Annotated in this window: 19 protein-coding genes and 3 pseudogenes; 12 read left to right on the top strand and 10 right to left on the bottom strand. The window is 61.2% G+C overall.

Annotated features, from left to right (window positions below; all coding sequences use genetic code 11):
- Positions 1-291 precede the first annotated feature (291 nt).
- Positions 292-2,028, bottom strand: coding sequence for an IS1634 family transposase (locus tag ABNX08_RS38870; protein ID WP_022534593.1), 1,737 nt, complete (start codon positions 2,026-2,028; stop codon positions 292-294).
- Positions 2,029-2,235: 207 nt separating this feature from the next.
- Here ABNX08_RS38870 and ABNX08_RS38875 point away from each other — a divergent pair.
- Positions 2,236-3,346 (top strand): annotated as a pseudogene (locus ABNX08_RS38875) (Rieske 2Fe-2S domain-containing protein).
- Between the two features lie 776 nt (positions 3,347-4,122).
- Here the strand turns inward: ABNX08_RS38875 and ABNX08_RS38880 are convergent.
- The 5 genes and pseudogenes from ABNX08_RS38880 to ABNX08_RS38900 all read right to left on the bottom strand — a co-directional run bounded on the left by ABNX08_RS38880 (position 4,123) and on the right by ABNX08_RS38900 (position 9,052).
- Positions 4,123-4,879 (bottom strand): annotated as a pseudogene (locus ABNX08_RS38880) (IS5 family transposase).
- Positions 4,880-5,062: 183 nt separating this feature from the next.
- Positions 5,063-6,595: a CHAD domain-containing protein gene (locus ABNX08_RS38885; protein ID WP_349604333.1), complete on the bottom strand. Its 1,533-nt coding sequence runs from the start codon at positions 6,593-6,595 to the stop codon at positions 5,063-5,065.
- Entirely contained in the window at positions 6,596-6,826 is a 231-nt protein-coding gene (locus tag ABNX08_RS38890; protein ID WP_349604335.1) for a hypothetical protein, read from the bottom strand.
- A gap of 399 nt (positions 6,827-7,225) precedes the next feature.
- Positions 7,226-7,480 (bottom strand): hypothetical protein, encoded by a 255-nt coding sequence (locus ABNX08_RS38895; RefSeq protein ID WP_349604338.1) that lies wholly within the window; start codon positions 7,478-7,480, stop codon positions 7,226-7,228.
- A 1,053-nt stretch (positions 7,481-8,533) separates the two neighbouring features.
- Positions 8,534-9,052 carry a hypothetical protein gene (locus tag ABNX08_RS38900; RefSeq protein ID WP_349604341.1) on the bottom strand — a complete coding sequence of 173 codons (519 nt, stop codon included), beginning with the start codon at positions 9,050-9,052 and terminating at the stop codon, positions 8,534-8,536.
- Positions 9,053-9,449: 397 nt separating this feature from the next.
- On the opposite strand from ABNX08_RS38900, the gene ABNX08_RS38905 reads away from it, so the two are divergent.
- Positions 9,450-10,604, top strand: coding sequence for an IS110 family transposase (locus ABNX08_RS38905; protein ID WP_349604342.1), 1,155 nt, complete (start codon positions 9,450-9,452; stop codon positions 10,602-10,604).
- 457 nt (positions 10,605-11,061) lie between these two features.
- Here the strand turns inward: ABNX08_RS38905 and ABNX08_RS38910 are convergent, their stop codons facing one another.
- Positions 11,062-11,547 carry a cupin domain-containing protein gene (locus ABNX08_RS38910; protein ID WP_349604344.1) on the bottom strand — a complete coding sequence of 162 codons (486 nt, stop codon included), beginning with the start codon at positions 11,545-11,547 and terminating at the stop codon, positions 11,062-11,064.
- A gap of 386 nt (positions 11,548-11,933) precedes the next feature.
- On the opposite strand from ABNX08_RS38910, the gene ABNX08_RS38915 reads away from it, so the two are divergent.
- The 10 genes and pseudogenes from ABNX08_RS38915 to ABNX08_RS38960 all read left to right on the top strand — a co-directional run bounded on the left by ABNX08_RS38915 (position 11,934) and on the right by ABNX08_RS38960 (position 20,758).
- Positions 11,934-12,245 (top strand): hypothetical protein, encoded by a 312-nt coding sequence (locus tag ABNX08_RS38915; protein WP_349604345.1) that lies wholly within the window; start codon positions 11,934-11,936, stop codon positions 12,243-12,245.
- A 140-nt stretch (positions 12,246-12,385) separates the two neighbouring features.
- Entirely contained in the window at positions 12,386-13,150 is a 765-nt protein-coding gene (locus ABNX08_RS38920) for an AAA family ATPase (RefSeq protein WP_349604346.1), read from the top strand.
- Positions 13,151-13,167: 17 nt separating this feature from the next.
- On the top strand, positions 13,168-13,437 hold the full coding sequence (locus ABNX08_RS38925; protein ID WP_349604364.1) for a hypothetical protein: 270 nt from the start codon (positions 13,168-13,170) through the stop codon (positions 13,435-13,437).
- Positions 13,434-14,249 carry an ABC transporter permease gene (locus tag ABNX08_RS38930; protein ID WP_349604347.1) on the top strand — a complete coding sequence of 272 codons (816 nt, stop codon included), beginning with the start codon at positions 13,434-13,436 and terminating at the stop codon, positions 14,247-14,249. Before ABNX08_RS38925 ends, ABNX08_RS38930 begins: the two co-directional genes overlap by 4 nt.
- A gap of 428 nt (positions 14,250-14,677) precedes the next feature.
- A complete protein-coding gene (locus ABNX08_RS38935) occupies positions 14,678-16,345 on the top strand; it encodes an MASE1 domain-containing protein (protein WP_349604349.1) in 1,668 nt (555 codons plus the stop codon).
- Positions 16,326-16,991 carry a response regulator transcription factor gene (locus tag ABNX08_RS38940; protein WP_349604352.1) on the top strand — a complete coding sequence of 222 codons (666 nt, stop codon included), beginning with the start codon at positions 16,326-16,328 and terminating at the stop codon, positions 16,989-16,991. Before ABNX08_RS38935 ends, ABNX08_RS38940 begins: the two co-directional genes overlap by 20 nt.
- Before the next feature lie 168 nt (positions 16,992-17,159).
- The gene (locus ABNX08_RS38945; RefSeq protein ID WP_349604354.1) at positions 17,160-17,399 is read left to right on the top strand and encodes a hypothetical protein; all 240 of its coding nucleotides are present in this window, start codon (positions 17,160-17,162) and stop codon (positions 17,397-17,399) included.
- Between the two features lie 49 nt (positions 17,400-17,448).
- A pseudogene (locus ABNX08_RS38950) lies at positions 17,449-17,751 on the top strand (DDE-type integrase/transposase/recombinase); the annotation flags it as partial.
- A 7-nt stretch (positions 17,752-17,758) separates the two neighbouring features.
- Entirely contained in the window at positions 17,759-18,856 is a 1,098-nt protein-coding gene (locus ABNX08_RS38955; protein ID WP_349604357.1) for a reverse transcriptase domain-containing protein, read from the top strand.
- A gap of 798 nt (positions 18,857-19,654) precedes the next feature.
- On the top strand, positions 19,655-20,758 hold the full coding sequence (locus ABNX08_RS38960; RefSeq protein ID WP_349604359.1) for a hypothetical protein: 1,104 nt from the start codon (positions 19,655-19,657) through the stop codon (positions 20,756-20,758).
- Between the two features lie 558 nt (positions 20,759-21,316).
- Here the strand turns inward: ABNX08_RS38960 and ABNX08_RS38965 are convergent.
- The 3 genes from ABNX08_RS38965 to ABNX08_RS38975 all read right to left on the bottom strand — a co-directional run bounded on the left by ABNX08_RS38965 (position 21,317) and on the right by ABNX08_RS38975 (position 25,093).
- A complete protein-coding gene (locus ABNX08_RS38965; protein WP_115216551.1) occupies positions 21,317-21,616 on the bottom strand; it encodes a hypothetical protein in 300 nt (99 codons plus the stop codon).
- Between the two features lie 12 nt (positions 21,617-21,628).
- Entirely contained in the window at positions 21,629-22,711 is a 1,083-nt protein-coding gene (locus ABNX08_RS38970; RefSeq protein ID WP_374063741.1) for an IS630 family transposase, read from the bottom strand.
- Positions 22,712-23,134: 423 nt separating this feature from the next.
- Complete coding sequence (locus tag ABNX08_RS38975; protein ID WP_374063742.1) at positions 23,135-25,093, bottom strand: cytochrome-c peroxidase; 1,959 nt, start codon at positions 25,091-25,093, stop codon at positions 23,135-23,137.
- Between the last annotated feature and the right edge of the window lie 247 nt (positions 25,094-25,340).

Raw genomic sequence — 25,340 nt, forward strand, 5'->3', positions numbered from 1 at the left:
GAGCGTCGGCTCCGTACCAGGCACCGGACGCTCGCCGCCTGAATACCCCGTCACGTTGTCGGCCATACCAGCCCCGCTAGGATGCGGGGTTGATTGGCCGAAGGTGGCCATGACCTTCAGCCTTCCACACTCAAGCGCACCATAGAAAGAACGGGATTTCGGTGAGTTCGGCGGACTTCGCGTAAACTGCGCCAGATCCCCCGCTCGCTAATCCGAAGTTCACCAGCCGCCTGGGCGAGTTTCCCCTTTTGCGACAGGCACTTGTCGTGATTCCCGGGTTCCAGTTTCTGTCTACACGCGGATTTGCTGAAGCAATTCCAGAGCCTGCTTCTGTTTCGCGTTTGCCGTGGTGACGAGTTCGAACGTCGGCACTTCAGCGCCAGCGCTGGGTGTGCGGCAGGTGTTACGCACGATCGTGGCGAGTTCGGCCATCAAGCTCGAGAAGCTGTGCACGGGCGTGCCGTCGTCAAGTGTGTGGCGCGCCGCCTTGGCCAGCGCTGCCGCAGAGCGCACGGCAGGCGCCACCGGATCACGCGTGGCCTTGGCGGCCTGATCCGGGTCGGCGAACATCAGTTCGCGCCAAGCCTCACGCATGTGCCATTCGACGTAGTAGGCCAGCATGCACAGCAGGATATGCGCACGCACCCGATCGGCCGTGCGGTGATGGATTGGCCGCACCTTCAGGTCCACCGTTTTTAGCGAACGGAACGCGCGCTCCACGTTGGCCAGCGCCTTGTAGTTGCGCACGCACTCGGCCGAGTCCATCTGCGCCGCACTCACCGAAGTGCGGATGATGTAGAGGCCGTCGAGCGCCGCCTCGCGGGCGATGCCCTCGCTGTTGCGGCTGAACGTGAAGGCCGCGTCGTCGATACTCAGCGCAAAGTGCTTGGCCACCTTGTACTTGTCGATCACCTTGCCCACGCGCAGGCCGATCTGATCGCGCCCGGCAAGCTTGCCCGCCTGCACGCGGGCAACGATCGGCTGCAGGCACGCCTCGGTGGCCGCCAGCAACTCTTCTCGCTTGTGGGCACGTAGCCTGGCCAGTTCCGGATTGCGGCACGCCACCAGCCGCTCGCCCGGATAGTCCGGTGAACTCAGCTCCAGCAGATTGCGCTCGTCGAACAGGCCAAGCTGCAGTTGCCCTTGCTCGAGCAGCGGGCGGATCGAGGCGCTCTTGAGCGCGGTGATCCAGCCCAGGTCACCGCCTTCACGCATCTGGTCGATGGCCTTGCTGGAGATCATGCCGCGATCGCCCACCATGACCAATCGGGAGAGACCAAATTCCTCTTGCAGGCGCCGCACCTCGGGCATGAAGGTCTGGCTGTCGGCCACGTTGCCCTCATGCACCGACACCGCCACTGGGCAGCCGCGCGCATCGGTGAGCAAGCCGTAGTTGACCTGTAGCAGCCCCTTCTTGCCATCGCGGCTGTAGCCAAGCTTGGCCAGCGGGCAGGTGCTGCCCTCGAAGTAGCTGGAGCTCAGGTCATACAGCACCAGGCCACCGGCGCTCAAGTGGCGCGCGGCGAGCTTCTTCTGGATTGTGCCCTGGCGCGCGAGCAGCCAGTCCATTGCCGCGTACAGGTCGTTCTCGTTGGCCTCGGTCACGCCGAAGTCCTCCGCCAGGGTGCTGGTGTGCCACCAGCGCGTGGTGGCCAGCTTCGTGTGCGGCGCCGCGATGCGCGCGGCCACCATCGCCAGCACCAGGTCGCGCTCGCGCGAAGGCTTGGAGGCGATCAGCGAGGCAAAGCCCAGACGCTGCATGGCCGTGGCCACCGCCTGCACGTGGCCGTGAGCGCGCGAGCGTGTCACCTCGAACGCCTCGCCCAGCGGCACGAAGGTCTCGCCCTTGAGTGAGCGGCGGATGATCTCGATCAGTGCCTCGGGCAAGTGGGACAGGTTGCCCAGCGTCTCGTTCTTGACCACGCCGTCCTCGCGGTAACTGCGCCGCAACAGGTGGGTGCGATAGATCTGGTCCTTGTACTTGCGGGTCGTCGTAACGACGTGAGCGGTTCCGTTTCGTGCTGGCATAGCCAGAAGAATAGGAGAAAACCCGCCAATGTCAAGAACTTTTAGTGACTACAAAATGAGGGCATCGAACGCCCCCCGATGAGCCGATTCCTCAATCAGGAAAAGGGCTTCGCGACGCCGCAGCGGCGGCGTCACCATGGAACTTCGGGCTAATTCGTCAGCTTGTGGCGACGGTCGAAGCTCCCGTTGTGCGAGGAGGCGTCACGCATGCATGCAGTGCCTTTGCCGGATAGCAGTGCCATCGACCCGCACGCTAACGCGCCCGTGCGCGACCTGCGCCGTGTGCCCATCCATCCCGATCACTGGTATCCACTGGCCTGGTCGAATGAGGTCAAGCGGGGCAAAGCCATCGGGGTGCATTTTGCCGGCGATCCGATCGTGCTGGTTCGTACCGAGTCCGGTACGATATTCGCACTGGAAGGCGCGTTGCGCACACCGGCAGGTGCCGCTGCACGCGGGCGTGGTGGAAGGCGAGTCCATCCGCTGCAGCTATCACGGCTGGACTTATGACTGCACCGGCCGCTGCGTCGATGTGCCATACCTCGGGCGTGAGCGCCTGCCCAACGGCGTGCGTGCCTATCCCTGCCGCGAGGTGCACGGCCTGATCTTTGTCTTTCCTGGCGATATGGCGCTTGCCAAAGAGCGGCCGCTGCCCGCTCTGCCATCGGTGGCGGACAAGGCGTACAAGACGCGTCGCTTTGGCCGCGAAGTCAAGTGCCACTACTCGTTCATGCACGAGAACCTGATGGACATGAACCACCAGTTCCTACACCGGCGGCAGATGGGGCAGATGCGTGCGCGCTCGCTGGGCCGCCGTCGCGGCGAGGACTGGGTGGAAGTGGACTACACGTTCGCGCGCATAGAAGGCAAGCAGCCTGTGGGTGAGGCGCTGGTGTTTGGCGCCAGCAAGAAGAACGGCGACCGGGACGGCAAGGACGTGATGACGGTGCGCACCGGATATCCGTACCAGACCCTCCAGATCCGCTCGGGCGACGGCACATTAGTGATGGACCTGTGGATCGTCTACGTGCCGCTTGATGCGGCGCAGCGCACCAACCGGACGTTTGGCCTGCTCTCCATCCGCAAGCCCGGCATTCCGTTTGCACTGGACCTGGCATGGCCGCTGCTGGTCTGGTTCACAGAACGCATCTTCAAGGAGGACCGCTGGATCGTCGAGCGCGAGCAAGAGGCCCACGACAAGCAGGGGGCCGACTGGAACCACGAGGTATTTCCGGTCATCATCGAATTGCGAGACGTGCTGCGCAACTGCGGCGGCCGCGCCATGATCCCGATCCGCGAGGTGGGCGACACGGCCTGACGGCGAGGCCAACGGGGACTAGGGTGTCGAGATGGCGGTCGTACTTTGGAAGCAGCGGCCGTTCACCTGCCGGTACTCGCAACGGCCGAGAAGGGTTGTGGGTTCAACCGGTCAATGCAACGGATTGATGGAATCGTTCAGCTTCGTCCGAAATCGAGCCGTTGGCCAGTGTCAGCCATCGAGCGTGGCGACGGCCCCCATCAGGCCGACCTTCGCGACTTCATACGCTTCGCTGGCACCGCCCGACGCCGCTGCCCCGGCGACTTGATGGCGCGCAGTCAGCGTGACGGTGAAGCCGGTCTCTTAGATGATCACGATCCCCGCTGCTTGGCGTCAGGCGACGCCCGCTTGCACATCGACTCCCTCTTCGATTTCCGCGATCCTGATGCGCTCTGAATCCCGGGAAATCGTGCCATTGGGAGCAAATCGAGTCCGGCGAGCTGACATGAAAAAGCCACGGGGGGTTTCAACGGTCGCAGGGAGCGGGGAGCCGGGAGCAGTTCAATAGGCGACCGGCCAATACCGTCTTTGCGCTGAGTCCCGGCTGAGGAGAATAGATGCCCGTCAATGGTTAGATGGGCATCTATGCACGCAATGACGCCCCCCAACTTGGTAGCCGGGACGACTGGCTTCACTCGGCCCACGAGACAAAAATCCTGAAGGCGGTCGAGTACTGGGACCAGCGAACTCCGCTAGCAATCATCAGCGAACAACGCTGGTTCGAGCAGCTGCGCTAACGCGTAACTAACCCGCCGACTGGCTAGGGCGTGTTCACACTATCTGAGCCCGTCGACGATGAGCGCAAAATTGATGAAGGCGATGAGCATCACGTCCAGTTTGTCGAATCGGGAAAAGATGCGACGAAAGCCTTTGAGACGGCGGAACAGGCGCTCCACTTCGTTTCTGCGCTTGTACATCTCGCGATCATATTCCCATGGTTCAAGGCGATTGCTTTTGGGCGGAACCACGGGAATGAAACCCAGGTCGAGTGCGAGCTGTCGCGTCTCATCGCCCCCATATGCCTTGTCCATTAGCAGGTGCAGTGGCCGATCGGGTGGCCCAAGGCTTTGTAGCAGGACACGCCCCTGCGGTGCATCACCGGCCTGGCCGGGTGACAGCGCGAACGTTATGGCCGTTCGAGCATCCGCGGCAACCATATGAATCTTTGTGGTCCATCCGCCTCGGGATTTTCCAATGGCTTGGGGTCCGTTTTTTTTAATGCACCAGTACCGTCAGGATGAACTTTTACCGCCGTGCTATCCAGGAGACCGCCTCGATCCTGATGCGAACGATCTGCGCACGCTGCAATTCCGTGAACACGCGATCCAGTACGCCGCTCTTGGACCATCGGTTCATCCGCGTGTAGACCGTGTGCCACCGGCCGAAGCGCTTTGGCAAACCGCGCCACTTGCAACCGTGCTCAGCAACATAAAGAATCGTATTCAAAATTTGCAGGTTCGACATGCTTACGTTGCCACGCTGACGCGGCAAGCAGTGTTCAATCTGTCGATATTGGGCTTCGGTGATCTCCATCACCGAAGGATACAACTAAATCCAATTAGTGTGAACACGCCCTAGTTTTTTCTTGTCCGGTGCGGATGGGTCGGATTGCAGAAATGTGGCCCCGTTGGATTGACGGCCCGAGTCGGAGCCGTCGCGGCGCGCGAACTCAAGACGTCCACTACGCCCGTGATGGAGTTCCGGCGATCTGCCGCGCTAAACACGCAGGCTAGCCGCCTTGAATCGTTTCCAGAGGCGGCGCAGCGGATCGCTGTCAGCGCTGACACATCTTGCGATATAGCCGCGCGCATAGCCACAGCCAATGGCCAGTTGCTGTTGCTCCGCCCCCAGACGGAGCAACAAGCCCTCAGCAACCGCCATATCATTGCGCCATCCTAGGTCATCCTGCAGGCGCGACAGTTGCCGACGATAGCGGCTCACTTTGTTTGCGGGCAACAAAGATTCGAAAAACTCGGTCGCGTAACGCAGTTTCTTTGCAGCGATACGCGCACGATGACGCCGCTGCTCGTCAAGCTTTGCCATGCCCCGCCCCCGTTTGAGCAGCCTGCGTTGCCGCTCGCGTAACGTCGTCAGTGCAAACTCGCGGACAGGTTCGGTGAGTGCCGCGCGCTGCGCCTCGTCAAGGCCATGATGCCAGTCCGCGCTGCCCAACCAATGGCTCAGTGTCAGGATCAGCCGTGTGTAGCGCTCGGAATTCACGGCTTGGGCGGCGCGCTGCCGGGCCTCGGCGGCGACCGCGTTCGCCGCAGCCAGTACCGCATCCGCGCGCACATCCTCCGGGGCCCCATCGAAGGCGTCACGCAAGGTCGTGTTGGGGAGCACCTCCCAGTCACGTGCCGGACCTAGTTCATCGGCAATCCACTTGACTTCCAGTTGCAGTGCCGACGGGCAAGCAACCAGCGGCTCGAAAATATCAAGCGCGGAGCGCAGGCGACGCAGGCCAACTCGCATCTGGTGCACACTTTCCGGATGGGTGCCGTTGACCACGCCGCGCTCGTTCCCCGAGATTTGCTCCAGGCAGTTCTGAGCTATACACTGAAACACCGCTTCGGCCGAATCGGCTTGGGCCAGTTTGAGAGGCGCCGCCCGTACCGCCTCATTGGCCTCATCAGCGACCAGCGCGTAGCCGCGGTCGCCTTTGCTGACGCGGCTCAGGCGCAATGGCATTGCGTCGAGCAGTTGCAGGGCAAACGCGGAAAGATGCGCCGGCTCTCCTGCCTGGATCTCCATCTCGAGCTCGTGGATAGGCTCAGTGGCATCATCCGCCCGGATAACCCCACGATCGAGAGCCAGTTCGACCTCGTCCCCCTGTGGCAAGCGCAACAGCATGACCGTGCGCTGGACATCCGTCACGAAGATCGGCTTCAGGCGTTTTGCCAGATCGTTCTCACGCAGCAGCATGCCCAGCGCGGTGCCCTCTGGCACTTTTTCTCGCAGTGCATCAAGATCCGGCGTGCCGCCGGGAATTGCGGACTCAAGTTCTTCCCGCTCGTAAAGCGCCCCGTGCTGCGTGCCACTGGTCTTCAACGTTTGCACATAGTGCTCACCCGCCTGGCGCACGCGCAGGAATGCGCGGTGTCGCCGGAAGGACAGGTCATCCGTATCGAAATAGGTACTCAGGAGCTTGTCGTCGTGAGGCGGCTCCACACAGCACGAGGAAAGCAGCGGCAGGTCGATCAGACGGTCGACGTCGTCTTGCAGCAGTTCCAGTTTGAGTTCGCGTTCCATCTATCCAATCTTTGCCGAATCCTCGAACTTGGCGAACACACGGGCCTGGACTGCATCCATGACCGCCAGGACCTGCGCATCGGCAGAGCCGCTGGCTGTGACGCCCGTGGCGTCCTTAGGCTTCGCGCCCGGTGGATAGAAGACAAAAACCGTGTCGAACTTGCCTGCCGACTCCTTTTTCAGGTGCCGGTTGAGCGCTTTCAGGTACCGCTTCTTGATAGTCTTGGACATAGGCTGCGTGGCTCACTGCTGTTGTCAGGGATTAACGACCGTCCGATGGAACACGGCTTGCATTGCGATCACCGGCATCCGGCGTGCACGGTGTGTGACCTCTCCGTCGAATGCCCCAACGACTCTTTGCTTGGTCAGGACCAGCACATAGTGCGGGAACTTCGCATTGGTCAACAGTGCATACCATGCCCTCACCCCTTGCAGCACCTCCCTCGGCGCATTGTGCACGCTCGCGAGGCGTTCGATGGCCTTGATGCCGGACGAGGGCGCGCGGTATCGCTGGCTTCAGGGCTGGGCCTGTCCGGTGCGAAGTACTCCGGCTTGGTGGCGACATGGGCAACGATTTGAGTGTAGACGTCGATTGGCCGAGTCCGGGAGGTACCGTCTGGCCCGCGCTCCCTAGCCTGGCACCACCTGCGTCGCTTTGGGCATCCGGCCGGTGCCGATCAGGACGATGAGATCGGCGACTCGCGCTTCGGCCATGGCAAAGGCATCCGTTTCTGCAGCCGAAGGCCGTCCCGCGCGAAAGACTGACTGCTGTATCCCCGCAAACGTGTGTTGACGAACGAGCACGAAACCCTGGTGCATTCCGTTGGTAAGTGGCTCGGTATAAGCCTTGAATTCATAGTAGCCAGCGCGCCTGTGACTTTCCACACATGACTCGTCCTGCTGGCGTGAATGGAGTCCGCCAGCACGCGGGGCGAACTTCAGCTCAGCATTCTTTCTTGGGACTGATCAACAGCCGGGGCGCCCCGGTACAGGCATGCGTGGCCATGTTGATCTCTCCCGATGCTACCTGCGACCATTCGCAAAATTTGACCTTAGCATATTACGCCCGGCCTCGGCCTGTCTCGGAGAATCCGTTGCCGCGCCTCATCCAACCCGCCGTGCGTCTGGCGGACCGGCTGCGGGTTACGTAGACCCCAAGGAAGGACGTGACGTGGACAGTTGCGCTAGTCGAACCTAATATTCCATCTACGCAAGTCATCTGCCGGTCCCCCGAACGCTGTCTTGCCAGAAAAAATAGCGGTGTCATCCAGCCCTTCGGGCTAGCCGTCCATTGTTGTTTCCTGCCAGAACGTGGAATGGTGCTGCCCTACAACAACTGGGCAGCGAGGAGCCGAGCATGCACAGAACTCACCCAGCCGGGCGGATGTCTGCCCTCACAGGGCGCCTGGCCTCTCCCTTCTTCCACCCGATTGACCGAAGCGAGTCGAGTGTGCACCCGGTCAACGAGCCAGTGCCTCCAAATCCGGGCATCAGTGCGCCACAGACCAATCGGGAGGTCTCCAACACCGCCCCCAGGAAGTACCGAATCTTCTGGTAGCAGCCTTGCGAGGTTCAGCGCTCCCATCGCCTACGAGCCACGCCACAAACTCCGAGAGATCAAGCCCGGCTTGCCTCGAAACGGTGCATCTCATGCCAACGCCGCAACGAGCACCGATGAAGCGCGCCTCGACATAACGGTGTGGACCACGCAGCGTCGGATGCACGCCCACCGCTGTGACTGGCGCTTCTGAACACCGTGTGGATATACATGTACTGCTGCGGGACATTTGCAGGTTGCGGCCGGCTTCGTACTCGCCCAAACTGGGAGTCTAGACTAGGTCACAACCGGGCATTAGACGGCCTCCTAAAGGAGCGTCCTTGCACCCATCATCCGGTCCCACGATCTAACTCGGACAACATTCACCGCGTTGAGCACCATCATTGTCGAATGGGGAGTTGGTCGCGAAAGGATTCCTCGATATGCGCCACCACGGATGGCGTGGCGGTCTCCCGCAGCATTTCCAGGAACGCTTCAAAAGCTTGTTCGACGGAACCCCGATCCGTGGCCTCGATAAGACGTGTCCGGATTGGATGCTCCGCCGTGCCCAACGTGCGCACCATGACATCCATCAGATACATCCGAGCTGCGGCAAGTGAGCGCTTTCGGAATTGCATATTCTGCTTCCCGCCAGCAGGCAGAGACCCTGAAGATGGCTGGACATCGCTTACATGGCCAAGCTCGCCAACATGCTGGATAAGTCCCGCTTGTTGTAGCTCAAGAACGGCCTCCAACTCAAGGCCAAGCTGGTGAGCGCGCGCCAACAGGTCCCTCGCGCTGGTTCGCCCGTCCACCGTGATGAGGAGCGCCCGGGTGCGACGGTCCAGCGTTCCTATTCGTGAGGCTATTTCCTGCCGACCGGCAGCTGTTTTCTCGAACCGTCCAACCAGACCTTTCATCGCCCCCTCCCTACGGCTGGTGGAAAAGTAAGACAGGAAGGTTACAAAAGCATGAATTTCCAGCCCGAAACAGCGCGGAGATCAGCTCGATGAGCGCCGTGCAACTTACCCACAAAGTCTGTGGATAACCTCAGCCTCGTGGTCGGCCTAACCGCCTGCGTGGCGGTTCGCGTCGCCTTGCCCAGAAAATAGGCGAGCTTGAGTTGGTCAATCCGCAATGATAAAAGGAGGGGGAGAGGGCGCCTTCCGATACGGTTCTGTCAAAAATCTTTCACCCGCAGAGGGAAGTATCAGCAGCGCCCCAGTGCCAGCCTAGATCCTATGCAAAAGGGGGAGGTCGTCAACGAACTGATACGTAAAATCAGCGTGTCGAGTCCCCTGTTCAAAGGAGAGCATCATGCACACGGATCAGATGTTCACGACGGGTGGTGAGGAACCGGTGCTGGCAGTATCACTCGAGCTTGCTGCCGCGAAGTGGAAGGTCGCGCTGCACGACGGCCGGCGCGAGCAGCCAGCCGTCCACACGGTCGCGCAGCCGCAGGCCGCAGCCAGGCTGCGGGCCGTGCTGGACCTGATCGAACAGCAAAAGCTGAAGTGGTCGCTGCCGGCGGGCGTAAGGATCGTCGTGAGCTACGAGGCCGGCCAGGACGCGTTCTGGATATGTCGCGCGCTGCAGGCGCACGGCATCGAGTGCTACGTTGTCGATCCGGCCAGCATTCCGGTCGAGCGCCACCGGCGTCGCGCGAAGACCGACCGGCTCGATGTCATCAAGCTGGTGATCAACCTGCGCGCATGGCTGCGCGGCGAGCGTGACCGCATGCACGTGGTGCACGTGCCGTCGCCGCAGGACGAGGCGTCGCGCCAGCTGATGCGCGATCGCGGAGAACTGCAGAAGGAAGTTCTGCAACATCGCGACCGCATGCGCAAACTGCTTGCCACGCTCGGCTGCTGGGATGAGGTTGACCACAGGGCCTTCGCCGGCCGGCTCGCGCGTGACGAGGTGCGGTGTTACGACGGCATGCCGCTGCCGCCCGAGTTGCGTGAGCGGCTGCTGCGCGAATGCGAACGGCTGGCGCTAGCGCAGCAGCAGCTCGCCGCCCTCGAGAAGACGCGGCGGGCGAGCCTGCCGGCGCCCGCGCGCGAGCGAAGTGATGCCCTGGCGCGCCTGAAGGGCATTGGCGAAGTGGGCGCGTCGCGCCTCGCACTCGAACTGTTCTGGCGCGAGTTCAGCAACCGGCGCCAGGTCGGGGCCTGCGTAGGGCTGGTGCCGCAGCCCTACGACAGTGGCGAGAGTCAGGTCGACCAGGGCATCAGCAAACGGGGCAACCAGCGGGTACGGGCGCTCCTGGTCGAGATGGCGTGGACCTGGCTGCGCTATCAGCCCGGCAGTGCACTGACGCAGTGGTTCAACCAGCGCACGCAGGGAACGGGACCCAATCGCCGCGCGCGGCGCATCGCGATCGTCGCAGTGGCGCGGCGCCTCGCGATTGCGCTGTGGCGCTATCTGAACGACGGCGTGATCCCCGAAGGCGCACACTTGAAGTCCGCTTAAGCCCGAGGCTTGGCAGGAAGGAGGTAAAGTTGGTCAGGCACTAACGTAGCAGACAGGTCTGAAGTGAACATGCCCGTACAGACTCCAGGTTGCTGAGGCAACCGCTTCTCTAGATGGGGCGTGTTCCCAGTGGGAAGAATGTTGGCGCAACGCGCATAGTATGAGGCTGGCTCCTTGGCCAGCGGATAGAAGGAGGTCGGACGTCAGCTCCGACGCGCGCGACGATCGGCTTCAGACCTGGGGGTGGTTTGGTAGAGATGGCGAATTTGCAGAAGCAACGGATAGTGACCGATCAATACTTTGTGACAGAGCTTGACTTAGCACTGCCTCACAAATGGCTTGACACAAGGGGTCGTGGTGCGCGATCAGCATGCAATTCACTCCAGATGGGACCGAAACTGGCCGGCTACAAGAGGCCTGGAAGCATCGCTGATTCGTTCGGCGTTGGGCTGACAAGCTATTTCTTTCTTGGATCCTCCGCGGGATTCAGGTAGCTGATGCCCCAGGGACCGGTGCCATGAATCTGAATGATGGTTTCTTTGCCGGTGGTGTAGGCGAACATAGGCATTCCCGCGGGCATCATCATGACGCCGCCAGCCGGATAAGCCCTGGCCTTGGCGCGATCGAACGTCTCGCCGATGCCCAAATGGAGCGTCCCAGACAACACGGTGACTCGCTCAAACACGGGATGAGTGTGGGCTGGGATCTTGAAGTTCGGAGGAAGCTTGATCCGCATGGTGAACGGCGCGGCTTGCTTGAGATCACCTTCCAATACCGCCAGCTTGGCGCCAGGTCCGATCGATGGGGCCTCGGTCCACTTGACTTCGGACGGGACGATCGAAATGTGGCCTTCCATAGCGGGCTCCGCTGCCAGAGCGGGGGCCATAATGAGCGCACCCAGCGCGCATGCCGTCGAGGCTTCAATCATTCTAGAATTGCGCATTCTCTACTCCTCTGCACTCGCGTTTCCCCGGTCAACCAGCCACCGGTGCCGGCAGTCGCCGGTCGGCCTGAGATCCGCCAACCGGTCCGCGTGTATGCGCCGCCTGCCTGGAACCCAGCCTGAGCGCGGGCTGAGGCAAAGGACGGGTGTAACCCCACGGCAGCAATTTCAGCCTAGCGTGCCGGGTAGCGGGAAGCAAGCAGCGCGGATCCTGATCCGATGAAGAGTCCGTCGCCTTCTTCCGCAAGCCAAATGGGCAATCTGGCAGTAAGGCAGGCAAGATGTGAAAACCGCGGCACAATTTTGCGGATCCGGCTCGAAAATCGGAGTGACCACGCTGCTGATCGGCTTGGTATCGACAGTTGGACCGCAGCCAGAGGAGCCAAATGCCGAGTGACACGAGCGGGGCCGGTGGCGAACGGCCGACGCGGTTACAGGTCCGTCTTCTTGGTACAGGCGAAATCATCCTGGACGGCCGGTCTCTTCGCGCCTTCAACTCTCTTCGCTTGCAACGGTTTCTGGGGTTGATCGCCTTACGGAGAGATCACCAGCACCGCTCACGTCTCGCGTTCGAACTCTGGCCCAACTCCGACGAATGTCAGGCGCGCACCAACCTCAGAAAGCTGCTCCACGACTTTCGTCATTCCCTTCCCGACATCAGTGAGTTCGTCGAGATCGACAACGAGACTGTGCGGTAAGTGGCTGCGAGGCACGGCGACCACAAAGCCGCGATCCGGCATACGCAACGCATTATCGATTCTGGACCCAGTCGTCATAACAAGCAGGGAGGAGATCGCCCGAATAGAGGCGTGCGGCGAGCTCGAAATCACCGGCCGCGATGGCATCCTGGAACCTGAGCACGTCGACCTCGCTCGGCCCACTCGAGATCCACCTGGAGCCGACCGACGAAGCGGCCGTTCGAACTCAGATGGAAGCACATCTCGCGCTTGGCGATAGAGCCGCGGCGCTGCGCTCCTACCACCGGTACGCGGAGGTGCTCGAGCGCGACCTCGCGGTGGCACCGGGCGAGGCGCTCCGAATCATGTACCAACAGCTCCGGGCTGACACCCCCAACCGCGACGAAGTGCGGGGCAAGGACCTACCCGTCGCCGGATCGCCTTTCGTCGGCCGCGACCTTGAATGGAACCAGCTCGTTGAGGCATGGAACACCGCGCAGGAGAGGGGGGCACATCTCGTGTTGGTGACCGGGGAACCGGGGATCGGAAAGTCCCGCCTCGCACTGGAGCTAGGCCGCCGTGTCCGGGAAGGGGGACATATGGTGGCATCGGCTCGTGCATATGAGGCAGCGGGCAGATTGCCGTGGGGGCCCGTCGTCGACCTGCTCCGATCTGATGCTATCCGAAGCCACATCAACACGCTGGACATGGTCTGGAGGGCCGAGCTTTCTCGCCTGCTGCCTGAACTCCGCGACGATTCCCTGCCATCTGAACGGAGCCAGTCGGGCGACCTGGCTCAGCGGCATCGGTTGTTCGATGCTGTGAGCCGAGCCATTGTCGCCGGCGATCGACCGCGCTTGCTGATCATCGACGATCTCCAGTGGTGTGACGCCGAGATCGACTGCTGCAGGCGGCGGCGTCACTAGGCGCATCCAAGCGGCAGATCTTCTGGCGCGTCTTCTTCCCTTTGTCATTGCCCGCGCTGGGTGTGTGCGTCTTGTTGTTGTTTATGCTGAGCCTTGGCTTCTACATCACCCCGGCCATTCTCGGCGGGGGCAAGGTGCCACTCCTGGGCAACCTTCTTGACACGCTGATCAACGAGACGTCGGAATGGGCACTGGCGGCCGCAATCTCAACAGCGTTACTCGCGTTTGCACTCGGAGTCTTTGCGATCTTCTTTCGCCTGACTCGAATGACGGAGACAAAATCATGAATGCGCCACGTACTGTGTCTGCGTTTTGGCTCCGGGCCTGGGCCTTGCTGACCCTCGCCTTCTTGTTGATCCCGGTGGCCATCGTGCTACCCATGTCATTTTCTTCAGCAAACGCCCTCACTTTTCCGCCACCGGGATGGTCGCTTCGATGGTTTCAGCTTCTATTGTCGGATGCTGACTGGATTGATGCCTTCTCCAACAGCGCATTGATCGCGATGCTGACCGCCAGCGCGGCAGTCATGCTCGGTAGCCTGGCGAGCTATGGCCTGGTTCGCGGGCAATCCAGATGGCGAGCGCTGGCCGAAGCCAATCTGATGCTGCCACTGATCGTGCCGGGCGTCATTATCGCGATCGCGCTGTATTTCTTCTACGCCCGCTGGAATCTGCTCGGGACAATCACGGGCCTGGTTCTCGCGCACACCCTGCTCGCTATTCCGTTCGTGGTCATGGTGCTCAACACGGCGATCCGAGGCTTCGATATTCGCATGGAACAGGTGGCATGGAGTCTGGGCGCGAGCTGGTCACAGACCATGCGACGGGTGGTGGTGCCGACGCTGGCGCCCAATCTGGCCGCGGCCTGGATCTTTGCCTTCGTAATCAGCTTTGACGAAGTCATCGTGAGCGTTTTTCTAGCGGGCACGATTAACACCGTGCCGAAGAAAATGTACAACGACCTGATGCTGGAGATCACACCGACCATCATCCTGTTGGGCGGCATCGAACTCATGCACATGATTGCCAAGGGCCAGATGCAGTGCTCCGATGGGAGCACTGCGTCTGCTGCCCAGCAATTCTACTCGCTGGCCGCATAGGCCAACGACCGCCACCGGCTTCCCCGCTTACGCCTCCTTACTGCGACACAACCGGCTCGGCAAGGTCATTCTCTACGATTGGGTCAACCCAGACCCGGGCTTTGCCGCGGGCCGTGCCCACCAAAGCCGAACTGGGCAGACTGTACAGTATCCCCTCCATCCAAGGCTTAGATCCCACAGCGTTCCCATGTATGTGCGATGTCGCACAGAGGAATTCTGACGTGGCTTCGTGGTTGTCTTGCGCCATAATGGCTTGACCGCACGGCGCTCGGCACGGATTCGGCCGGCCCACTCGACACTCACCACAGGAGTATCGGACGTTTTGTTTTTCCGGAAGTATTACCACGTCGTAGCTTGTCGGCACTCCGGCTGACGAAAGAACGACTTGACGCCTCAAGGATCTGTCCCCTCATGATTGGAAGCGAACAATGGTCATCATCCGGGGCAATTCCAGGCTCAGCCTCCTCCTTCACACCGGGTTCGTCGCATTGGCGTATTTCGCAGGTGCAAAGCTGGGACTTGCCTATGCGGTAGTAGGCGGCGCGGTGTCTCTGGTCTGGCCTTCCAGCGGCATCGCCCTGGTCGCATTGCTCGTTCTCGGCTTCGCAGTTGCCCCCGGAATTGCCATTGGCTCCGTCTTGGCCAACTTGTCGGTGGGAGTGCCCCTGCCAGCGGCCGCGGTGATTGGGCTCGGCGCAACGGTTGCAGCCTTGACGGCAGCAACATTGTTGAACCGAGTGGCGCGATTCCGGATCACCCTCGACCGCATCAAGGACGTCTTTGCCCTCATCGTCCTGGCTGCGATGGTCAGTACGGCGGTGAGTGCGCTGATTGGCGCGACCGCCCTGCTTGGAGGGGGCTTGGTGCCGGTCACCGAGTACAGCGCAGCCATTCTGAAATGGTGGCTCGGTGACATGATGGGGGTGCTGGTGTTGGCCCCGCCCCTGCTCGGCTTGCTCACGTATCCGAACCCTGTCCGCTCCGCAAAGCACGCCATGGAGGCGTGCGGACTGACCGTTGCCACCCTCTGGGTGAGTTACCTCATCTTCGGTGCCACCGAACTTGCCGGGCACGGCTACTATCCTGCCGCCCTGGCGATCTTTCCGTTCACTATCTGGGCGGCTCTGCGCTTCGATCACCTGGGCTCCAGCCTCTCAACCCTGATGGTCTCGATCGTGGCCATCTGGGGCACCACGCACGGCACCGGCCCCTTTGCCGCCGAAGCTCCGGTGGACAGCCTCGTGAGATGGTGCGCCTTCGCGAACGTCGTGGCAGTAACCGGGCTGCTGCTGGTGGCGGCACATGCTCAGGAGCAGCACATCCATCGCCTCCTGCGGGCGTCCCACATCGAATTGGAACGGCGCGTCCGGCAGCGAACCGAAGACCTCGAGAAGTCAAACCTTGAGCTAAAGCACGAGATGGCGCGCCGTCGACTGTTGGAAGGAGAAGTGATCCGGATCGGCGATCAACAGCAGAGACACATCGGCCGAGAACTGCATGACGGGCTTGGGCAGCACCTGACCAGCCTGGGCCTCTACTGCGCCACCTTGAATCAGAAACTGCAGACGCATGGCCACCCCGCCGCCGCTGACGCCGCTGCCATCGTCGGGCTGGTGAAGCAGGCGTCCTCGATGACCCGCAAGATTGCCCATGGCCTGGACCCCGTCGCGATGGAATCCGGTGGCCTTACGTCCGCACTGCATGGGCTGGCGGAATCGACTCGCCTTAGCGGCATAGACTGCAAGCTCCGGATCGCGTCAAACGTGGACTTGCCGGGTCCGCCGATGCAGATCAACCTCTACCGCGCGGCCCAGGAGGCCGTCAGCAACGCACTGAAATACAGCCAGGGCCGCCACATCTGGATCGACCTGGAGCGCGTGGGCGGCATGCAGAGGCTTTCAATCAGTGACGACGGGGTGGGCGTCGGACTGGACCAAATGGAGCGTGCCTCGGGACTGGGACTTCACAACCTGCGTCACCGGGCCAGCCTTCTGGGCGGCTCTTGCACGGTGACCCGCAATGCTTCGGGTGGCACCACCGTCGCCATCAGCTATCCCATACCGGAGGGGCCGGGCCATGCACGCGAACTCGTCTGATCTGGGCCGCCCGACTCAAATCCTGATCGTGGATGACCACCCCATCATCCGGGACGGGATGACCCACCTGCTGAATCTGTATGGGGACCTGCAAGTCTGCTGTGAGGCCGGTAGTGCCGAAGAAGCCTTGGCGGCCATGGCCTGCCAGCCCGACATGGCCATTGTGGACATCAGTCTGCACTCGAACTCCGGCCTGGACCTTGTCAGGACGCTCCGACACCGCTATCCAAAGGTGGCAATCCTCGTCCTCAGCATGCATGACGAAAGCCTGTTTGCAGAACGCGCATTGCGGGCAGGGGCAAACGGGTATCTGATGAAACTCGAGGCCACAGAGCATGTTGTGAACGCTATCCGCGAGGTGCTGGCAGGCAATATCTACCTGAGTGCCTCAATGCATGAAAAGCTGGCGCGGACCCTGACGGCTTCCAGGAAGATGCCGACGGGCCTGATTTCGCGGCTGTCGGAACGGGAATTCGAAGTCCTGCACCTGATCGGACTCGGCTTCAGCACCCGGGAAATCGCCGAGAAACTGAATCGAAGCATCAAGACCATCGACGCACACCGGGCCAACATCAAAGAGAAGCTGGATATCCCGAACGGCAAGGAGCTGATGCGCTTCGCCATTCAGTGGATCGAGAGCCAATAGGGCGGAGCCCGCCCACCGAATAGGGCAATCCCCTAGCCTCTTTTTTGGGCGATACCTTACCCATACGCTCACGGTCAGGGCATACAGTGCATTCGTACCTGCCGGCGTGCCGCTATTCTTGGACGGGGTGGGCATGCCCACCCCGACAGCTCCATGAGGATCGCCGCCATGAATGCCAATATCGAGCGTACCGTCTTAGTCCTGATCTTCGCACTCATTGCCGGAACGGCCGTTGCGGGCCCGGATTTTACCGTTATTGAGGGTGCCCGCCAGGCCGCAAGAGCGGCACAGCTCGCCCCGCAGACCGCCACTCCTCCCTCACACCGGAACTACGGCCCTCGCCCCCAGCACGTCGTGCAGCCCACGAAGCCGAACCCCGCCCTGCTTGAAGCGCAGCGCACGCGCTAAGAGCCCAGCGAACAGAACGTCATTCACCAGCAGCGCCTCCACAGCGGTCATCAGCAGCGCGGTGCGCTGGTACATCCGGTTCAATCTGAGCCTGCGGGACATCGAGGAACTGCTGTTCGAGCGCGGTGTGGTCGTAACCTATGAGACGATCCGTTGCTGGTGCGACAAGTTCGGAACCCACTTTGCTCACCCGGTGAAAGCCGAGCGGCGCAAACCGGGCAGCACCTGGCATCTCGAAGAGATGTTCGTGACGCTACGAGGCGAGCCATACCTGCTGTGGCGCGCGGTGGACGAGCACGGCGCCGAACTCGACATCCTGCTGCAAAAGTGGCGCGACAAGGCTGCGGCCAAAGTAAGCAATGGGATGGACGCCCCCACCCGATGACGGCCCGATCTTCGAGCACGAGTTCGAGCCAAGAAGCTACGGCTTCCGCCCGGGCTTGGGATGCAAGGACGCGCTCCGAGAAGTTGACCAGCATGTGAAAGCGGGCTACTGCTGGGTGGTCGATGCTGACCTGCAAAGCTATTTTGACTCGATCCCACACCTGCCCCTTCTCGCGAGAGTGGCCGGGCGAATCGCGGACGGCCGAGTTCTGGAGCTCATCCAGTCCTTTCTCAAGCAAGACTTCATGGAAGACATGACGCGTTGGACGCCGACTTCTGGCAGTCCGCAAGGGGCGGTTGTCAGCCCCCTGTTGGCAAATCTGTACCTGCACGAGCTTGATGTGGAAATGCGTCAGGCAGGGCTGGTCATGGTGCGCTACGCGGATGACGCCGTGGTGTTATGCCGCACACGTGAGGAAGCGGAAGCTGCGCTCACTCGCATGCGGGCTTGGGTGGATGCGAACGGCTTGACACTGCATCCCGATAAGACCCACATTGGGAACTGCCGATTGCAGGGTCATGGCTTCGAGTTTCTGGGTTACCGGTTCGAGGCGGGCCAACGCTGGGTGCGCAAGAAGAGTCTGATGGGGCTGCGGGATCGAATCCGTGCCCTGACCAAGCGCCACCGGGGCGATTCGATCGAGAGCATCATCGCGTCGATCAATCCGATCCTGCGGGGCTGGTTCGGATACTTCCGGCATGCCCACCGATACACCTTCTCGTCCGTCGACGGCTTTGTTCGTCGTCGACAGAGTCCGTCGGTGGGTGTGCGCACCGACCTGCCGCCGGTGCTGGAGCCAGAATATGGACCCCAACCAAGGTGTCCCATGCGAGCAACTGCCGTGCGACGTCAGCTGGAGCGCCTCGGCATTCTCTGCCGCGGGGTCACGAACCATCCAGGGCTGGCTGGCATTGTCGTCATTGACGATGATTTGCACGTCTGCATATTCCCTGACGGATGGATGCGTCTCGGGCAGTCGATCGCGCCAGGTCGCTTTCGTTTCTCCCCGGCCACGCGCTCGGTTGACATGCTGGCTTGGCAGATCCGCCAGCGGCTCAATGCCAGGCCATGACTTTGAGCAGGCACGGTGTTCGGTTTCAATCGGTAAGCTCACGCCGCTCGACCATATACGGAGGACCTTCATCTTTGTCGTCAATTCACTGTCCTCCCCCAAGACCGCATGGGACAAGTCGGAATCCCCGCCTGGTACCCTGCAAATTCTGGTGAAAGCGGCAGGCGTTCCAATCGACCGCCACTCCTACGAGGCGACTGAACTGTTGAAGGACAAGCAGGCGCGGTGGCAATCCATGCGCCGGATCCGGGCGTCTCCTGCATTTCCAACTCGGGCCAGGGTTCTACTTTTGAAAAGGAATGCTGATCGTTTCGATTTTTCCGTTCACGCACTCAATGTTGACTACGCCAACGCTGGACGAACTCCAGCGGTCGGGTCAGTGCCACATTCCAATTTTGGCGACCCCCACCTCTGTCGGCCCGGGAACTGCCCGTTTCGCCGTTGAAACATACTTAAATGGGACAACGGTGTAGACACTCTGGTGGATGCCGACTCAATCATTGTCGGCCAGCATTGAATGCGCGGGGCAGGTGTTTCGCCTCACCTTTACTACCCTCGGGGAACCCCCGGGCCTTTAGATACGGGACAGCCTCCTGAATGATCTTTCCGTTTCGGCCCACTTCCACGCATGCGGATTGTTGTGTCTTCAGTTGATGAGGCGGACGGTGCGGTAGCCAACAATACATATCAGGTCTCTGTCAAGCCTCTCTCCTGCCTGCGGCGCCGCAACCGGGGCGCGGGAGATAACACTAGCAAGCGCCCATATTCCGTGCGACGCGACTGCATACGAGGTGAACCATGAAGACCGTACCCGACCTTTCCAGAGATCTCCTGGAGACCGTTGTGGGCGTGGCTGAGGTATCTCATGGCCACAAACACCTGATTACAGCGCTGCGTAGGTCCGCTGGCCTGGATACGGTTCGGCTAGGAAACGAACGAAATGGATCGTCCCGCATGGCCGAGCACAACCTGGTGCTCGCGCCCGATGGTACGTCACTCGGCCGGTACAGCGACTGGATCGATGGAGAACTGACTGCAGCCAACGGCGATTGGCGCGCCGTCTGGAACAAGCACAAAGGGTCGACTCTGCGTCTGACGGGCGCCGACATCATCATGATCCGCCTCATAGCGCCTTACGGTGAGGGATCCGCCGCATTCCTGCAATTGGTGGTCAGACAAATCCAGATGAAGGTCGAACGGCCATTATTTTCTGATTCCAATTGGAATGTGCCTGCCAGCGAAGGTGATCTGCGCCGGCTCGATCGCTGCGCGGGCTATCCCTTCAGCGATCCTGCCCCGTACGGTGATCCGTTATATGCGCTGGACAGCGTGGCAAACTTGGCAGACGTGCTGAGGCTAGAGGCAAGACTCCATGATGCAAGAAAGCGCGCGGTGGAGCAGAAGGTGCTGCGCATCAAGGATATGGCATCCGGTGAAGTTCACCTTTCCGGCATGTTTGAAAAGTTTCCGGAGCTGCGGCGCAATAAGTCACGGCTGGCCCGGTTCTTCGCTGACTGGGACCGATCAAGTGCCGGACGTAGCGGTGCCGAACTATCCAGCCACTGGGTGTTTGAGATATCCGACTACATGAACCCGGATACCGGTGAGCGGACTCTAAGCGTGATTCCAGCCTGGACGGCGACCAAGCGGCTGCCCAGGATTGAGCACAAAGGCAGCAGGACTGTGTTGGGCCTCTGGAATGAGCTGCTTCGCTTCGACGTGAAGGCTGGCCATCCGTTCGCGTGGTTTTTTTTCATGCTCCAAGGGAACCGACTTAGCGGCTGGATCGGCGATCCAATCCTAAAGGCCGCGGAGGACGGTCGAATTGTAATGCCAGAGTGGGACTATCAGGTGCTGAAGGAGTGGGCGACGATTCCATATGGGTTCTGTTTCCAGACTTGAACCCAACTACGGCGAGTGGCAACAGCTGGAGCGGTTCTTCCATAGTGGGGGGCATGTCAATGCCGGACGTAAATACAAAGGCAGCCCGCAAGACCTAGCCCTCCTGGAGCGGCGTCAAAGCCAAGCTGGCCGACTTCGACCGTGCCGGCCTGATCGGGCTGGTACAGGCCCTGTACGTGGCGAGTAAGGACAACCAGGCCTTCTTGTACGCCCGGTTTACGCTGGGCCGCTATGTGCTCAAGCCATACAAAGTGACCATCGACTGCTGGCTGTGGCCGGATGTGTTCAAAACCAGGACACCTCGGTAGCCAAGGCGAAGAAGGCGATCTCGGAGTACAAGAAGGCCATTAGCCGGCCGGCAGGGATAGCCGAACTGATGGTGTTCTATTGTGAACGGGCGTCTGGCTTCAGCGCGGACATTGGCTATTTTGACGCCTTGGTCCGGATGTTCGAGCAGTCGCTGCAAATGATCGCTACCTGGCCCGAGACACAGCGGCCGGCACTCTGGGCACACCTTGCCCAAGTGCGCCGCACTAGTACAACATCCCGTAAATAGCTTTAATAATTATCGGGCTGCAAATACGGCTGCAGGAGCGTGACAACCAACTCGGCCATCTCGTCGAGCGAGCCTGCGCCTGGCAACGGTTCCCAACGCCCACTATGGCTGCGAAAGGCGGCACCATAGCGATTGCGGCCGAGCTCGGTCAGCCGAGCCACCACGGTCGGCTCCTCGTCGTCCAGACGTTTGATCAGCAGGTGACGCCCGTAGGCTTGTGTGATGATCTGCTCGTGGCCGAGCAGGCTGCGCAGTTGCTGCTGCAATTTGGCAGCGTAATGTTTGGTGGGTAAGGCTGGCATTTGGATGCTCGATTACGATGCGCCGGTTTGCAACGGATAGCCCCGGAAACTCCATTTGAACGGGTGGGCCACCTGATTGTGCGCGCGGACGAACTGCTCGGTGCGTTCGCGCAGGTGCGCGATGCTGGTGTGGCTCGCGTGGCGCAACACCCGGCGCGTGTAGCGGGCAAACCAGAGTTCGATCTGATTGACCCAACTCGCGTGCAATGGCGTGAAGTGGAAGTGAAACCGCCCATCGTGCCGCGCGTTGAACGTCTGCCAGACGGCCCGGGCGCAATGTGTGTTCAGGTTGTCCCAGACGACGTGCACCTGTTTGCCCGGGTACGCGCTTGCCACGCGCTCCATGAAGGCGACCAGATCCTCCTGGGTGCGCCGGTCGCGGCATTCTGCCAGCACCTGTCCGGTATGCACGTCCAGCGCAGCAATCAACGCCTGGGTGCCGTGACGAATATATTCAAACTCACGCCGACGCAGCCGCCCCGGCGCGGGTGCGCGTCCTGGGTGCTTACGCTCGATGGCCTGAATGCCGGTCTTCTCGTCGATACTGAGCACCACCGCATTTCGCGGCGCCTTGCGGTACAGCTTGCAAATCCCGTTGACCTTCTCGCGAAAGGCCGGGTCTGGGCTATGTAGCCATTGCTGGACCCGGTGCGGACGCACGTCGCCGGCTTGCAAAATGCGCTGCACCTGGCTGCGGCTGATCTGCTCGACAACGCCACGCTCCACGGCGCGCTCCACAATCTCGTCGAGCGTGGGCGTGATCCGTCCCTCAGGTTCCTGCGTTTCACACGCCAGCGCGATCAACTGCAGTCGCGCCTCGTGCGTGATGCGCGGCGGACGGCCGCTGCGCTCGCCCTCGCGAATGCCTTGGGCACCTTGCTGGGCAATGCGCTTGCGCCACAGGCAGACCGTTTGCACCGATACACCCAGTTCCCGCGCAATGGCTGTATTGGCGTGGCCCTCGTGGGCCCACAACGCGATTCGCGCGCGCATCACATCTCGCTGCGGCGCCGTCTTGCGCTCGATTAGCGATAGTAGTTCCTGTCTTTCTTTCTTCGCCAACTTCACTGGCGTTGCATGGCGGCCTCGACTCATCCCGCCATGATATCCGAGGCAATTAATTATTCAAGCTATTTACGGGAGGTTGTACTAGTGATAATTCCGGCTACGGGGTGGGCGATGACATGGCTGAATTGCTTGCCGAGTATGGAGTCGATGGCTGATCGTGATGCGTTCGCCGCGCTGCAAGCCGAGAACGCCCGCCTGATTGCGTTACTGGAATCTCCGGTAGTCTCAAGACAATAGACTCCTTTCCTGACGGAGTTTCCCCCTGCTTTTGGCCACTCCCATATTAGTTTTGGTTGGCGCGGGCCACGATTTCCTGACAAATCAAGACGATCAAGGCTCTGAACGAGAACGACTTCATCATGGCGGCCGAGACCAACCAGTTGGCCACCGCACCAGGGCAGTAAGGAGTCAGCGGGACCCGCGCTGCGCGAATCGCCGCTGACTCATCCACTAACGCTGGAACGGATCGAGGTTGAGGAACGGCTTGAGGCCGGTGCTCGCGCCCCCCGCTCCCACCGCGCTAATGCATTCCGTGTTGTCCACGCCGTTCCCGGTGCTTCCGTCCTGCAGCAAGGCTCCGGAAGAGCTGACCTTATGCCCCTGGGGGAAGCAGAGCGAGGGGTGATCGAACGGCGCTTTGCGATAGCGCACGCGGTCATCACTCAGGGCAAGCATGAAAGCCACCAGGTCTTGCTTGTCCGACTCCGTCAGGCCGAGCGGCGCAATGCCCCGATCCAGATTCGCCCTGTTGACGTCCGCAAAATCCCCGCCACGGTTATAGAAGTCCACCACCTGCATCAGGGTAGATTTTCCGCCGTTATGGAAATACGGGCCGGTAAACTCCAGATTGCGCAGACTTGGTGTCTTGAAGGCACCGTCAACCGCCACACGCTGGGTCTCGCCGACTGCCGTCTCCTTGGTGGTATCGAAGCCGTTGCCCAGCAACTGGGTCTTGCCCTGCTGCGCCATCCGCGTTTCGGAGAACGGATTGCCGAACGGATCGATGCCGCCGACGCCGAGATCCTCTGCGGTCGGTTGCACGCCGATGTTGTAGAAGCCGTTGTCATAAACAGCTTCCAGCCCATCTCCCATTGGCATCCGCCTGAGCCGCTGCGCGGTCACGCTGGAGAATGAGGCGGCAGTGAGTTCGGCACCCGAGTGACAGCGGCTGCAACGCCCGGCCCCGGTGAAGATCCTGGCGCCGCGTAACTGCTGCTCATTCAAGGCCCCGGTCTGGCCGTCGAGGTAGCGGTCGACCGGCGTATCGTTGGCAATCAGGGTGGACTCGTAAAGCTGAACCGCGAGGCCGAAGAAGAGCGCGAAGTTGGCCTCCATCTGGCTTACCTCGAACTTCGCGCCACTGCGGTTGGACGGGCGGGCGGGAAGCAAATCCATCGAGCCGACTTTTGCCTCATCCGCAGCCGACATGCGCATCAGTGTCGGTGAGTTCCAATACTCGGGGCGGAATGCCTTCTTGACCAGCTCAGAGTAAGTCGGTAGCTGATCCTTGTTGCGCAGTAACTCCAAGGGGCCAAGTATGCTGTCGTCCGCAGCGATGGTCTGGCCGGCCAACGGCCGCTGGCCAAGCAGCTTCTTGCCGAGCTTCATGAATGACCGGCCCGCGCAACTCATCTCGACCGTGCTCAGAGGAGGCCCGTCACTCTGTGACGCCAGGGAGGCGCCTGGAATGGCCACCTGGATTTGCCTGAGCACGCCACCCTCGTGCTTCCACACAAGGGCATTGGGATTCCTCATGCCAAACGGATCGCCGCCGTTGTACACGTTGTTGGCGCGCCCATCCCAGAAGTTGCGGAAATTGAATACCGCATTGATCACGGACGGCGTATTGCGTCCGGTCACTTGCCGCGTGTTGACGCCGTTGATGTTGAATCCCGTACCGCCGTGGAAGATGTCGTCGGAAACCGTGGCGCAGACATCGCCTGTCTTGCCCGTGCCGAATTCAACGAAGTTGCGGGTGAATACCCCCTGCGAGCCGGAAACCTCATTGACGTTCGAGAGTTGCGGCTGCGCCTGGTTCACGTCCACGTGCTTGGTGAACGCAAAGTCTTCCGGCTTCAGGGTGTAGTTTGGCCGGCCCAGCTGGAAGGTCTTATCGCCGCCCAGCAGGCCTGGAGAGAGCTGGTTCGTGATGCGGTTGTCGACACCGGCATGGAAGTGGCAACTTGCGCAGGCGGTCTTGTTGTCGCTGCCCACTTTCATGTCCCAGAACAGCGCCTTGCCGAGCTGGATGGCGGCCGCCTTGTCCTTGACAAACTGATCGAGAACTTCGGCAGGCGGACCGGGAACCACAGCGGTCTTGAGCGACTTCAGCCCCGCCAGTGGATCTACCACTTGCGCCTGCAGTAAGCGCCACATCAGAACTGGTGTCGCCGTCAGGATGGCGACCATGAGCATCGCCTTAAGCGGTGCCTGACCGCGTTGCCTTCGGCGGCGCAATTTTCCAGCGCCCGGGGACGAGGAGCGGGCGCCGTCGATGCGTGACGGCAGGCAATCACCGGACCCGGGCGCATGAGCGCGGGAGCGCGGCTGCGTCGGATCGGGGTTGGTATCAAGAGCGTGGGGGTTGTTGGGCATATCTTCCACCTGGACCGTAGGCGCTGCACCACATGAGTTTGAGCGGCGTTGTCGTGGTTCC

The organism is Cupriavidus sp. DF5525, assembly GCF_040149425.2.
GTDB classification, from domain to species: domain Bacteria; phylum Pseudomonadota; class Gammaproteobacteria; order Burkholderiales; family Burkholderiaceae; genus Cupriavidus; species Cupriavidus pickettii_A.

Excerpts from the sequence above, each read along its gene's own strand:
- ABNX08_RS38945 (WP_349604354.1), top strand. The coding sequence starts at position 17,160 with ATGAATGCCAATATCGAGCGTACCGTCTTAGTCCTGATCTTCGCACTC.
- ABNX08_RS38965 (WP_115216551.1), bottom strand. The coding sequence starts at position 21,616 with ATGCCAGCCTTACCCACCAAACATTACGCTGCCAAATTGCAGCAGCAA.
- ABNX08_RS38930 (WP_349604347.1), top strand. The coding sequence starts at position 13,434 with ATGAATGCGCCACGTACTGTGTCTGCGTTTTGGCTCCGGGCCTGGGCC.
- ABNX08_RS38960 (WP_349604359.1), top strand. The coding sequence starts at position 19,655 with ATGAAGACCGTACCCGACCTTTCCAGAGATCTCCTGGAGACCGTTGTG.
- ABNX08_RS38955 (WP_349604357.1), top strand. The coding sequence starts at position 17,759 with ATGGGATGGACGCCCCCACCCGATGACGGCCCGATCTTCGAGCACGAG.
- ABNX08_RS38920 (WP_349604346.1), top strand. The coding sequence starts at position 12,386 with ATGGCATCCTGGAACCTGAGCACGTCGACCTCGCTCGGCCCACTCGAG.
- ABNX08_RS38915 (WP_349604345.1), top strand. The coding sequence starts at position 11,934 with ATGCCGAGTGACACGAGCGGGGCCGGTGGCGAACGGCCGACGCGGTTA.
- ABNX08_RS38940 (WP_349604352.1), top strand. The coding sequence starts at position 16,326 with ATGCACGCGAACTCGTCTGATCTGGGCCGCCCGACTCAAATCCTGATC.
- ABNX08_RS38935 (WP_349604349.1), top strand. The coding sequence starts at position 14,678 with ATGGTCATCATCCGGGGCAATTCCAGGCTCAGCCTCCTCCTTCACACC.
- ABNX08_RS38975 (WP_374063742.1), bottom strand. The coding sequence starts at position 25,093 with ATGGTCGCCATCCTGACGGCGACACCAGTTCTGATGTGGCGCTTACTG.
- ABNX08_RS38890 (WP_349604335.1), bottom strand. The coding sequence starts at position 6,826 with ATGTCCAAGACTATCAAGAAGCGGTACCTGAAAGCGCTCAACCGGCAC.
- ABNX08_RS38900 (WP_349604341.1), bottom strand. The coding sequence starts at position 9,052 with ATGAAAGGTCTGGTTGGACGGTTCGAGAAAACAGCTGCCGGTCGGCAG.
- ABNX08_RS38870 (WP_022534593.1), bottom strand. The coding sequence starts at position 2,028 with ATGCCAGCACGAAACGGAACCGCTCACGTCGTTACGACGACCCGCAAG.
- ABNX08_RS38885 (WP_349604333.1), bottom strand. The coding sequence starts at position 6,595 with ATGGAACGCGAACTCAAACTGGAACTGCTGCAAGACGACGTCGACCGT.
- ABNX08_RS38970 (WP_374063741.1), bottom strand. The coding sequence starts at position 22,711 with ATGAGTCGAGGCCGCCATGCAACGCCAGTGAAGTTGGCGAAGAAAGAA.
- ABNX08_RS38905 (WP_349604342.1), top strand. The coding sequence starts at position 9,450 with ATGCACACGGATCAGATGTTCACGACGGGTGGTGAGGAACCGGTGCTG.
- ABNX08_RS38910 (WP_349604344.1), bottom strand. The coding sequence starts at position 11,547 with ATGCGCAATTCTAGAATGATTGAAGCCTCGACGGCATGCGCGCTGGGT.